At 43.1% G+C, this 11,734-nt stretch carries 13 protein-coding genes and 2 pseudogenes; 8 read left to right on the forward strand and 7 right to left on the reverse strand.

All coding sequences use genetic code 11. The features are described from left to right. Positions 1–141, reverse strand: a pseudogene (locus IM450_RS19680) (photosystem II q(b) protein); the annotation flags it as partial. Positions 142–326: 185 nt separating this feature from the next. On the opposite strand from IM450_RS19680, the gene cynS reads away from it, so the two are divergent. After that, positions 327–764, forward strand: a complete 438-nt coding sequence (gene cynS / locus IM450_RS19685) for a cyanase (RefSeq protein ID WP_061430355.1) — start codon at positions 327–329, stop codon at positions 762–764. A 339-nt stretch (positions 765–1,103) separates the two neighbouring features. Here the strand turns inward: cynS and IM450_RS19690 are convergent, their stop codons facing one another. Next, positions 1,104–2,915 (reverse strand): sodium:solute symporter family protein, encoded by a 1,812-nt coding sequence (locus IM450_RS19690; protein WP_287668239.1) that lies wholly within the window; start codon positions 2,913–2,915, stop codon positions 1,104–1,106. 44 nt (positions 2,916–2,959) lie between these two features. Next, positions 2,960–3,328 (reverse strand): hypothetical protein, encoded by a 369-nt coding sequence (locus IM450_RS19695; protein ID WP_002803572.1) that lies wholly within the window; start codon positions 3,326–3,328, stop codon positions 2,960–2,962. Between the two features lie 153 nt (positions 3,329–3,481). Here IM450_RS19695 and IM450_RS19700 point away from each other — a divergent pair, with 153 nt between their 5' ends. Continuing rightward, a complete protein-coding gene (locus IM450_RS19700; protein ID WP_002791720.1) occupies positions 3,482–3,655 on the forward strand; it encodes a hypothetical protein in 174 nt (57 codons plus the stop codon). Between the two features lie 11 nt (positions 3,656–3,666). On the opposite strand, the gene IM450_RS19705 is transcribed toward IM450_RS19700, so the two are convergent. After that, positions 3,667–4,269, reverse strand: coding sequence for a chromophore lyase CpcT/CpeT (locus IM450_RS19705; RefSeq protein WP_287668243.1), 603 nt, complete (start codon positions 4,267–4,269; stop codon positions 3,667–3,669). A 77-nt stretch (positions 4,270–4,346) separates the two neighbouring features. Beyond that, positions 4,347–5,372: a cyanophycinase gene (locus IM450_RS19710; protein WP_287668246.1), complete on the reverse strand. Its 1,026-nt coding sequence runs from the start codon at positions 5,370–5,372 to the stop codon at positions 4,347–4,349. Between the two features lie 220 nt (positions 5,373–5,592). Between IM450_RS19710 and IM450_RS19715 the strand changes: the two genes are divergently transcribed. Then, on the forward strand, positions 5,593–6,744 hold the full coding sequence (locus tag IM450_RS19715) for a substrate-binding domain-containing protein (RefSeq protein ID WP_287668249.1): 1,152 nt from the start codon (positions 5,593–5,595) through the stop codon (positions 6,742–6,744). Between the two features lie 195 nt (positions 6,745–6,939). Here IM450_RS19715 and IM450_RS19720 read toward each other — a convergent pair whose 3' ends face one another. Next, on the reverse strand, positions 6,940–8,169 hold the full coding sequence (locus IM450_RS19720; protein ID WP_287668252.1) for a site-2 protease family protein: 1,230 nt from the start codon (positions 8,167–8,169) through the stop codon (positions 6,940–6,942). Between the two features lie 63 nt (positions 8,170–8,232). On the opposite strand from IM450_RS19720, the gene ruvA reads away from it, so the two are divergent. The 4 genes from ruvA (at position 8,233) to IM450_RS19740 (ending at position 10,862) form a co-directional block, all read left to right on the forward strand. Beyond that, the gene (gene ruvA, locus IM450_RS19725; RefSeq protein ID WP_287668255.1) at positions 8,233–8,862 is read left to right on the forward strand and encodes a Holliday junction branch migration protein RuvA; all 630 of its coding nucleotides are present in this window, start codon (positions 8,233–8,235) and stop codon (positions 8,860–8,862) included. 555 nt (positions 8,863–9,417) lie between these two features. Then, positions 9,418–9,903 carry an allophycocyanin subunit alpha gene (locus IM450_RS19730; protein ID WP_002739012.1) on the forward strand — a complete coding sequence of 162 codons (486 nt, stop codon included), beginning with the start codon at positions 9,418–9,420 and terminating at the stop codon, positions 9,901–9,903. Positions 9,904–9,982: 79 nt separating this feature from the next. Further along, positions 9,983–10,468 (forward strand): allophycocyanin subunit beta, encoded by a 486-nt coding sequence (apcB, locus tag IM450_RS19735; protein ID WP_002738786.1) that lies wholly within the window; start codon positions 9,983–9,985, stop codon positions 10,466–10,468. A gap of 190 nt (positions 10,469–10,658) precedes the next feature. After that, positions 10,659–10,862, forward strand: a complete 204-nt coding sequence (locus IM450_RS19740; RefSeq protein WP_002739162.1) for a phycobilisome linker polypeptide — start codon at positions 10,659–10,661, stop codon at positions 10,860–10,862. A 52-nt stretch (positions 10,863–10,914) separates the two neighbouring features. Here IM450_RS19740 and msrB read toward each other — a convergent pair whose 3' ends face one another. After that, the gene (gene msrB / locus IM450_RS19745; RefSeq protein ID WP_287668260.1) at positions 10,915–11,331 is read right to left on the reverse strand and encodes a peptide-methionine (R)-S-oxide reductase MsrB; all 417 of its coding nucleotides are present in this window, start codon (positions 11,329–11,331) and stop codon (positions 10,915–10,917) included. A gap of 272 nt (positions 11,332–11,603) precedes the next feature. Between msrB and IM450_RS19750 the strand changes: the two are divergent. Further along, positions 11,604–11,734, forward strand: a pseudogene (locus IM450_RS19750) (photosystem II q(b) protein); the annotation flags it as partial.

The following is an 11,734-nucleotide window of genomic DNA, read 5'->3' on the forward strand; positions in this document are numbered from 1 at the left end:
GCAGGTGGTGGCGGTGAGCAGGGTGGGGATCATGATCACACCGAACCAGCCGACATAAAGACGGTTGTTGGTGCTGGTAATCCACTGGCAGAACTGCTCCCACAGGGAAGCGCTCTCGCGCTGTTGTAAGGTGGTGGTCATGGTTGGATAATTTCTGTATGTATTTGGTTGTCAAGGTTCGTTGTTTGACATGAGTTAATACTATCGGCTTTTTATAGTTATGTAAAGGGGTTTTAAGAAATGTTTTTTTATCAATGTCATAACTTCTACTTATATAATTGATGTTCAGGTAAACTAGAAGCAGACAAATTCTGCAAAAATAAGCGATGATACCCGAAATTACTGCAAAACTATTGGAAGCGAAGAAGGAAAAAGGCCTGAGTTTCGCTGACCTAGAAGCGATTCTAGGACGAGATGAGGTGTGGATTGCCGCTGTTTTTTACCGGCAAGCGAGCGCCTCCCCAGAGGAAGCGACGAAAATTGTGGCAGCTTTGGGATTGGGAACCGAAATCATCCCCTCCTTAACCGAGTATCCTGTCAAGGGATTAGGTCCGGTTGTCCCCACCGATCCCCTGATTTATCGTTTCTATGAGATCATGCAGGTGTATGGAATGCCCCTAAAATCGGTAATTCATGAAAAATTCGGCGATGGTATTATGAGTGCGATCGATTTTACCCTCGACGTGGATAAGGAGGAAGACCCTAAAGGCGATCGCGTTAAAATTACTATGTCGGGTAAGTTTTTACCCTATAAGAAGTGGTGAGTCCGGCCAAAGTCAACGGTAAGGAATTTCTATTCCTTGCCGCTCTTGCTATTTTTCTTAACAAAACTTAACAATTGACGGCAAAATTTTGCTTGCTTTTTTTGGCAGATTTTGGGACAATATTTTTAAAAGAGTTTACTAATAATCGGAATCTTAGCACTTGAACTTAAACACAAAAGTCCCATTATAAGAAAACTATAACCCAAGCCGCCGCAAAAGTCAAGGTATCTCTCCTAATTATTCTGTGAAACTTCTAATTCCTTGAGAGGTGAGGGTTTGAGGAATTATGGATTATTAATTGGGAAGTGGGAAGACAGTAAACTGATAACTGATAACTGCCTAACCTAAATCTCGGTCTTTAGTGACGGTAATTTCCTTAGATAAATGTCGATACCAAGTAAAATAGAGACCGATAGAAAGCAAAAGAAAAACCAAAGCCAAAATCTTCAAACTTTGCCACTGCTTGATGATTAAAACAATCCCCATCATAAAGAGGACTAATTGCCAAGGAACGGTGAGAAAAGCGGCGATGATATCCCGTTGATTTTCCGCTTTAATTTTTGCCTGTAGGTTAGGTTTAACACTGTGACGTACTTCTCCCCAAAAGCCAAAAGGTCGGGTAACATTATAGAAATTTTCCATAACTAAACTATCGGTGGGAGGAGTTAACAAAGTAGCGATAATACAGCCAGCTAAAGCGAACAAACTCGGCACAAGAAAGAGAATATATTCCTGATATTGACTGTGACGAAAGAAAGGTAAAATTATCACTTGTGAGGCAATAGCCGCAATCATTCCCGCTAAAGTTCCCACAGCAAAACCATAACCATTAAAGCGCCACCAATACCAACGTAATAGGAGAGGAACTGCTAATCCCACCCCTAATCCCGTGGTTAACCAACCCCAAATATCATTGACATTTTGGATATTAAAACTCAGAACTAAGCCAATTACTACCACAAAAACCGAGGCCAAACGACCTTGAAAAACTAACTCCTGTTCTCCCGCATTCGGTTTCAAAAAAGCTTGATAGATATCTTTGACCCAATAGGCAGCACTAGCGTTAATAACTGCGTTAAAAGTGGACATAGCTGCCGCTAAAAAAGCAGCAATTAATAACCCTTTCATCCCCACGGGAACGTATTGAGTAATCACCGTGGCCAGAATTCTTTCCGGATCTGTAATCGTGCCTTTAGTTAAACCGTAGTGAATGCCTAAAACCGCAAAAGCTGTGACTAGAGGCCAACGGAAAGAAAGCAGAATAATCCAGAATAAAGATAATAAACCGGCATCTCGATCGCTTTTGGCCGCTAGGTATCGTTGTAACATATAACCACCGCTGCCGCTGCAACCTTCGATGATGGTTTTAACTAAATAAAAGAAAATCACCCCACCAAACAAATTAAAGATGGCATAATCTCCGGGTAAATCCAAAGTCATCGAAGGAAAAATACTAGCCCAGTCGCTTAAATTCCAGGTTTTTGGCTCCGCTGCCCCCGGAATTGCTACCGTGAAACTATCAGGAAGATTAACAGTAAAAAAAGCCACTGTCGATACATAAATTACCGCCACAAAAATCAGAAATCCTTGAAATAAATCGGTAATTACTCCACCATAAAAACCACTGGCCACCGTATAAATCAAGGTTAGAAGAATTAATATAACCGAAGCAAGACGATCATCCATGCCCAAAAACTGCCCTAAAAATTTCCCCCCCGCAACGGAGAAATAACTCATCGCACCGATAGAGAATAAGAGAGTGGCGACGGCGCTAATAATTCGGGCAAAATTCCCCTGTTTTCCTGGTCCAAAGCGAAATTTCATCCATTCCGCCATGGTCATAACTTGGGCGCGGCGATTCCATTTGCCCATAAAAGCCATGAGAAAGGCCATAATTAGGACAACACCGCCCCGGATTTCGATAAATAGTCCTTTAGGACCGACCGCGTAAATTAGGGCAGAAATGACCATAGTTCCCGCTAAATCGGTGTTAGCCGCCATTCCCGACACCCCTAACATCCACCAGGGCAAATTGCGATTACCTAAAAAGTAGGATTCTAGACCTTGAGAAGCTTTTTTCTCGGCTATAATCCCGATTATTAGGGTTGCTGCCAGATACAGCAGCACAATTACATAATCAATTAACTGCATAGTTTCAGATCAATTTAACTTTCGATCGTTATAGCATCAATTGACTACGATTTCTGGCTAACGGTTTCTTTTTCTAAGATTTGCACCCGTTGCTCTAGCTTTTTTAAATCTTCCTTTAATTCAATTACTAAAGTAGCTAAACGCTGGAACAGTGGGTCACTTTCCCCGACCACTTCCCCATTTACTATACCCGTTCCCGATCGCCGTTGGGGAATCGGAGCGGCATTTTCCCCGCGGATGGATATTCCTCGGACCTGACTTTCAAGACGCTCGACTCGATTGCGGAGACTAATTAACTCCGATCTTACCGCCGTATCCGATTGTGCTTTGCTGGCATTAACAAAACTCAGTATTAGCAAAAGGGAGATAATCAGCGTTAAAAAGCCATAAAAAGAGATTTTAGCTAATTTCATCGATTTTACCCCCTATCTATCTTACCCAACTTAATGTTAAGAAACGTGGCTAAATCTAAAGCTTAATTGCAATTCCGCCCCCGGGTGATTAGTGGCTCAAAAGAGGATGATAAGGTAAAAAACACGATTTTGTCGAAATTTGGCCTTATCTCTATGTACAAAAACTCGGATAAAGATTTTCTCGGAGCGGCAATCACAGCCGGTTTAGGTGCGGGAATCGTCACTTCTTTTGCTGTCAATCAAGGACAAGACATCGGTACAGCTTTAGGAATTACCGCTTTAGCGGCTCTTTGCGGTGTCATCTGCCGTCATTTTGACCTAATGTGATGCAATCTTCCTCACACCTCCAATTCTGCCGAAAAATCCCGTTTTTTCTCGTATTGATAGGGACCGAGCAGAGCGCCCCAAATTCCCTTACCGGTGCCGGGATCTAGGCCTTTATCGTAGGTTTTTAGGCTATCACTCGTCACCTCGAAACCTAAAGCCACCTGATAGGTTGTACCCTCATAGGTAAATTTACAGCGCTGTTCCGGTTGCGGTTGGGCGATAAACTGGTATTGATTATCAGCGAGAGTATGGACTTTGACCGCTAAAGTGCAAGTAGGCAGGAAAGTTAGGTCTGCTAAGCTAATTTTTCGCAAAATATCGGGATTTTTGCCCGCACCTTGCACGGATTTCAGGTCATTAAACATATAATGCCTAACCTCTAACCCTCCCGATTCCGAGTGCGTTAATCGCCACAGTCGCGGTCGGTAGGGTTGGTCTAAATTGATTATACTGGCCTGTTCGGCAAAAAGAGCGATGCTGTCTTCCCGAAATAAAGGCAGCGGACGCAACCATAAACGCAGGTGAACATACCACACCGGTTCTGCTTGCGCTTGCCGTTGATTTTCAAATTCACCCGCGAGATACCGACCGAAAGTGATTAATTCAGGGGTCATAGCTCAAAAAATTCTCCGTATTGCCTCAAAATTAATCCTAACACCCATAGAACTCACTTTTTTGACAAAAATGACCTTCAGGTTACTGGAACCCGCTTAAACCCAGCTATTCCCCCTTTAGTGTACCAATATTCCCAGCGACCGCCAGCAGCACTAGACCAATCCTTGAGGTCAAATTCACCGCTGCCGGAGGGAGTTCCTGCGATGCGGTAGACTTTCACCGCTTGACCGTTATTATTCCAGATTAAAGGCCGATCCGGCTCCATCTGTTCGGGTAGAGTCCCGTTAGTTTGCAGAAAATAGGCATCTTGTCCCTTATCGGTGCCGTTGCCGTAGACTTTGGCGATACCATGCTCATCGATCGCCAGAAAAGCTCCTTCTTCTAAACCGATAGCGTAGGCAGGTAGTTGATTGTGATTATCGTGTACATTGCGGGCTAAAAAACCAAAAAGGCGACCATATCTTGTTTCGGGATGATCTTGATTGAGTCGATCCAAATGGGTATCTGTCACCACTTTTTTGAGAAAAGGAACCCGAATAAAATCACTCCGATAGAAGTCTTTAGTGTTGAAGTGAAAGGGATTATTTAATATTTCCGAACTCAGTACCCCTTCGTGAGTGGGCGCATAGTAAAAATCACCCAGAATAGCCATTCCTGCGCTGGTTCCCGCCACGGGGACTTTTTTGTCATTGATCAGATAATTGATCGCTGTTTCCACCTTTGTGCTTTCCCACAAATCCTCGTACTGATTTTGATCACCACCGGCAAAAAAAAGAATATCGGCATTACGAATATATTCGATAACATCAGGATGATTCGCCCCTTCACGACTATCAATTGATAGTTCCGCCGCTGAGCCGATCAGGGAGGGATAATTGTCGCAAATCCAATCGGCTTGACTGCCAAGATCGCCAAAGCGCAACACTAAGTAATTACCGCCTTTAGCTCGATTTAATAACCATGTGGTCGCTTGATCTTCTCCTAATTTACCTCCTTCCGCTCCCCCGATTAATAAAATACCCGATCGATGTTTTACAGACTGAAAATTGGCTTTTCCACAACGACAAGAATAATGGAAATCTCGATTATGATTGTCGAACATAGTCTTATACCCTCGCCCCTGAGCTTACTGCTTCTATCCTAGCTTCAACTAGGACAAAATCAGAGTTTTCTACCATAAAAGTTAACAACAAAGCCGATCTATAGCTGAAATCGGTAGCGGCAAAACTCCCTAGTTTACATTCTGTTAAAAATCGTCCTATAATAATTCAAGGCTAGAAACTGGCAATTATTACTGTTGAAGTTGGAAATCGGCGGGCGATATGTTAAATAGACGTTCTTTTTTGCAAGGATTAGGTACAATCGCCTTAGCGGGGGGTTTAAGTGGCTGCGCTTCCAGAAGCGGCGATCCGAGTATTTTTCTACTCTCCGGTTCGATTCCGCCGCGATTACTAACAGATTTTCAGAAAACTATTGCCGAAAAAAAAGTCAATTTTCAGTCGGAAAGGCAGCTGAAAGAGCTGTTAAAATTGTTGGAAAAATGGTTAAAAAATCAGGATCAACCAGCCTCACAATTTCCGATTCCTATCCCTTTTAGGGAACAAAACCCAGCGATGGGTAATTTAGTCACCCTAGGGGATGCTTGGCTAGGAAAAGCGATTAGCAACGGCTTAATTCAACCCCTAGATACTTCTCAACTCTCTAATTGGTCAAAACTGCCCCCCCGTTGGCAAGAAAACATGACTCGCAATGGCCAAGGACAACTGCAAACAGAGGGAAAAGTCTGGGGTGCGCCCTACCGTTGGGGAATGACAGTAATTGCCTATAATGAGGAAAAATTCGCTCAATTTGACTGGCGACCACAGGATTGGTCTGATTTATGGCGACCGGAATTAACCGGTAAAATTGCCCTAATTGATAATCGTCGCGAAGTCATCGGTTTAACCCTAAAAAAATTGGGTTATTCTTATAATTCTAGTGATTTAAAGCAAGTTATGGGACTAAAAGACCAGCTATTCGCTTTACAAAAACAGGTAAAATTTTATAGTTCTCAACATTATTTACAACCCCTGATACTCGGTGATGTCTGGGTGTCTGTGGGTTGGTCTAATGATATTTTACCAGTGAGCGATCACTATAATAAAATTAAAGTTGTTGTCCCCAAATCTGGTACTTCTCTCTGGTCGGATGTGTGGGTAAAACCAGTTTTAACTACTCCTAATTCTCTTGTCCAGCAATGGATTGATTTTTGTTGGCAACCAGAATCCGCCACTAAAATTTCTTTATTTACCTCTGGATTATCACCCCTAATTCTCACTGAAAATCCCGACCAAATTTCCCCAGATATTAGAAATAATCCTTTACTTGTCAATCCAGAAGCGATCAAAAAAAGCGATTTTTTAAACCCTTTATCGCCAGCAACCGAGCAAGAATACGAGCAATTGTGGCAAGCAATGCGACAGTTAGTATATTAATACTAACTTCGTTGAGTACAGGCTACTTATGAGGACAGGCAACAGGCAAAAGGCAACAGGCAACAGGAGGAATAAATAATCAGTCTTTAATAACTGGATTTGGTATCAGGAGATACTAGAAGAATTCTGTGAGAATATTGAGGTTAAAACTACATTTACCTAACTGATAACTGATAACTGATAACTGATAACTGATTAAGCGGCTTGACTTTGGGTTTCTTGCGCGAGAAAAGTAAGGATAGAAGCTTTCTCAATTAGCCCCAAAACCGTGCCGTTTTCTTCCACCACTGTCACTTGAGATAAATTTTCTCCTTCCAAAATTTTCACCACATCTAGGAGGGAAGTATTAGACAAAACCAGTTTGAGACTTTCGCTAGTTTGTAATAACCGGCCGATATTTACCTGGGTCCATTGGGAAGTGGGAATCGTTTTCAGATCCTCTACATTAATCACTCCTAATAGTTTACCTTCGCTATCGGTAACTAGGAATTTAGACCATTGTTGTTTACCGATAACATAATTATTAGCAAACTCGCGCAGGGTTAAATTAATCGGAACTACAGGACTATTAGGAGAGATAACATCTTTAGCGGTGTAGCGACTTAGGAAATCTTGAACCTTAGCTGATTGAGCGGAAAAGCCAGCGTTTTGTAGGAGGAAAATGCCAATTAATAGGGTCCAAAAACTGCCAAATTGACTGATTCCGAGAATTGATAGCGCACCGATGACAATCGCTAACCAACCAAAAAATTGACCGAAACGACTAGCGAATAAAACCCCTTTATTGGGATTACCCGTTACTTGCCAAACGATGGCTTTAAGGATATTACCACCATCTAAAGGTAAACCGGGGATCAGGTTAAATAACCCCAGGGCGAGGTTGATATAGGCAAGCAGAGAAAGAATCGCCGCCATGGGCGCATTTAAGCTAATATTGGAACCAATAATTAGGAAGATACCAAAGAGCAGTAAACTAACTAAAGGGCCAGCAATTGCTACTAGAAAAGCTTCTAGGGGAGTTTTCGATTCTCTGCCGAGAGTTGCCAAACCACCGAATAAAAAGAGGGTAATTGATTTGACTTCAATACCTTGGGCGATGGCAACAAAACTATGACCTAATTCGTGGGCAACCACGGAGGCAAATAGGAGAATAGCGGCAAAAAATCCTAAGAGCCAGGGCATGATTCCCGTTAACTGGGGAAACTGACTTAAATCTCCTCCATAGGTTAAGGTAATTAACCCCAGAACGAAGAACCAAGAAGGATTAATATAAAAGGGAATTCCAAAGAGATTCCCGACTCTAATGTTGCCATTCATTTTGTATCTTCTCCAATTATTGGGGACTAACGCCAAGAAGATTAGGTTATCAATTACGCCATTCACTTCTGTTAACAATTGTAACAAAAATGAAAATCTCCCCGGCATTCCTTCAGGGAGTAAAAACCGTCATCCCTGTGGTTCGGTTATTTTCGTAGGAGAATTAAATCAATGATTAATTATTTACGCGGACAAGCGATCGAGGTGATCAAAACCCCTAATAACCGACTAATCTTGATTTTAGACGTAAACCAGATCGGTTACGAAATCCAAATTCCCTCGCGATTAGCCCTAGACATCGGCAACGATAACAATGATAGTTGTCGGATTTTTACTCACCTACTCCTTCGCGAGGAGCAGCCTTTATTATACGGTTTCGGCACCGCCCCAGAGCGAGATCTGTTTCGTCAACTGCTTTCCGTCAATGGAGTTGGGGCGCAATTAGCCCTAGCTTTAATCGATACCTTGGGGATTGAGGAACTTGTGGTGGCGATAGTGACAGGAAATACCAAAATTTTGAGCAAAACCCCCGGAGTCGGCTTAAAAACAGCAGAAAGAATCGCTTTGGAGTTAAAAACTAAATTGGCAGCATGGCGACAACTAAGAGAAGCGACGACGACAACCACGGCAATACTACCGGCAGCGGAAATCCTCGAAGATGTGCAGATGACCCTTTTAGCTTTAGGATACAGCCGAGAGGAAATCGATCGAGCTATCGCAGTCCTCAGTCAAGATGCTTTATTTAGTAAAAATACTCAGCCAGAAGACTGGATTAAAGGGGCAATTAATTGGCTAGGGTGAATCAGTCGTCAGGAGGCGGTCGGCAGGAGACAGCCTTTTCAGTTATCAGTTATCAGTGATCAGTTATCAGATGCGAGTTTTCAGTTCACTAGACATCTCCAAAAATTATAACCCAATCACAGCTTGTTTTTGGTTTATGTACTAACTAAGTAGTTCGATGCCCAAAATGTATATCTATCGTTGCTAATTCAATTTCATTGAAAAAATATGAGGCAATTAAAATCATTTTTATTTGGGTAGATTCCTTAACTAGAGAGACTTTTAGCCTTGAGATAATGTTAGATAGAGGTTCACTGATTACTGATTACTGTTTACTGTTCACTGACAAATCGCTCCCCACTTCCCCACTCCCTTGTGAGGGCAAATGTTAAAAAGTATTACGAAAATAGTGAGAAGGTGAACCAGATGCCGCAAAATAGCTGCGTTAGGTCGCTCTAGCTAGGGAAGTCTTGAGACGCTGAGGCGGAAACGAGATAACTTAAGCGTAGTGACCACAACTGCTATAAAATGTCAGATTAAGTTTATTAATCTCACTTAGTTGGGAGGAATCCATCAATGAGTATCGTCACGAAATCGATCGTGAATGCTGATGCTGAAGCTCGTTACCTCAGCCCCGGCGAACTAGACAGAATTAAAGCCTTCGTTGGCAGTGGTGCCGCTCGTTTACGCATCGCTGAAACCCTGACCGGCGCTCGCGAAACCATCGTCAAACAAGCTGGCGATCGCTTATTCCAAAAACGTCCTGACATCGTTTCCCCCGGTGGCAACGCTTACGGCGAAGAAATGACCGCTACCTGTCTGCGTGACATGGACTACTACCTACGTTTAATCACCTACGGAGTAGTCGCTGGTGATGTCACCCCGATTGAAGAAATCGGTTTGGTCGGTGTGCGTGAAATGTACAAATCTTTAGGAACCGACATCGGTGCCGTAGCTCAAAGCGTTCGCGAAATGAAAGAAGTTGCTACCGGTCTTATGTCTTCTGACGATGCTTCTGAAGCTTCTTCCTACTTCGATTACGTGATCGGCTCTATGTCGTAGAATAATTCCTTTGTGAATCGTTCTAGACACACCCCTCGTAAACCTCTTAAGATTAAGCAAAACCCAAGGAAGAACCACCATGCAAGACGCAATTACTTCTGTTATCAACTCTGCTGACGTTCAAGGCAAATACCTTGACGCTTCTGCTCTCGGCAAACTGAAAGGCTACTTCGCCACCGGTGAACTGCGCGTGCGCGCCGCTAGTGTCATTAGCGCCAACGCTGCCGGTATCGTTAAAGAAGCTGTGGCTAAGTCCCTGTTATACTCTGACGTAACCCGTCCCGGTGGTAATATGTACACCACCCGTCGTTACGCCGCTTGTATCCGTGACCTCGACTACTATCTCCGTTATGCTACCTACGCTATGTTAGCTGGAGATCCTTCTATTCTCGACGAGCGCGTTCTCAACGGCCTGAAAGAAACCTACAACTCTTTAGGTGTACCCATCTCCTCCACCGTTCAAGCTATCCAAGCGATGAAAGAAGTCACCGCTAGTTTAGTTGGTGCTGATGCGGGTAAAGAAATGGGGATTTACTTCGACTACATTAGCTCTGGCTTAAGCTAGAAGTAACGAACTCGGACAAAATAGGGTTCGGGAAGCCGAGGATGAGTGCTAGGTCTTTAAAGGCTGAATCTGGCCAAGATAGGTTTTGACGAGCTAGTATTGATCCTTGACTCCCGACCTTTGTTATTTTAGGAAAAAGCCTTCGTTAGTTTAAGCGACAAGTTTTTCAGCGATTAGGAGAAATCAATCCATGCGGATGTTCAAAATCACCGCTTGTGTTCCTAGCCAAAGCCGCATTCGGACACAACGGGAATTACAAAATACCTATTTCACCAAACTCGTTCCCTACGATAATTGGTTTCGTGAGCAACAACGCATCATGAAAATGGGCGGCAAAATTGTCAAAGTGCAGTTAGCTACTGGCAAACCAGGGACTAATACAGGTTTACTGTAATTGGCTGCCACTGGAACTTAAAAAAAGAGGTCTGGAAAGACCTCTTTTTGCTTTAGGGATTTTTTTCAAACTGCAAAGCGGCAGAGTTGAGACAATAGCGTTTTCCCGTCGGGGGTGGACCATCATTAAAAACGTGACCGAGATGAGCATCACAGGTGGCACAAACAATCTCTGTCCGCACCATGAAAAAGCTAACATCTCGTTCGTACTTAATATTAGCATCGTTAGCAGCAGTCCAGAAACTCGGCCAACCAGTACCCGAATCATACTTGCTGTCAGAAGTAAATAACTCCGTACCACAGCAGACACATTTGTAAATACCTTTTTCTTTATTATCGTGATATTTACCCGTAAACGCCCGTTCTGTTCCCTTTTTGCGGGTAACTTGGAACTGTTCGGGAGTTAGCTGGTCCCGCCATTCTGCCTCGGTTTTACGAACTTTTTCTACCATAGTCATCACAACCGCCATTATGATTAAATTTCTCTTTTTAGTCTAACCTGAGTTCGAGATCTGGGTTTTTTTCATAAATATGAAGTATGACCTGATTTGGCATCGGCTTCTGATGACGGACTCCCAAAAAGGAAAAGTTGGTCAGGGAACCCTATAAACTTAGCATAAGCTGAACTTATATCTTCAACAAGTAATACTGAATGTCAAACCCCTTTACAAACCGATACAAAGTCTTTAAGATAAAGACATTATAAATCGTACCTCGATAACTTAATAGGAATCATAAACCAATGACCACCACCTTACAACAGCGCGAGAGCGCTTCCCTGTGGGAGCAGTTCTGCCAGTGGATTACCAGCACCAACAACCGTCTTTATGTCGGCTGGTTCGGTGTGATCATGATCCCCACCCTGCTCACCGC

The sequence above is a fragment of the Microcystis sp. M083S1 genome (genome assembly GCF_020246405.1).
Classification (GTDB): Bacteria; Cyanobacteriota; Cyanobacteriia; order Cyanobacteriales; family Microcystaceae; genus Microcystis; species Microcystis aeruginosa_C.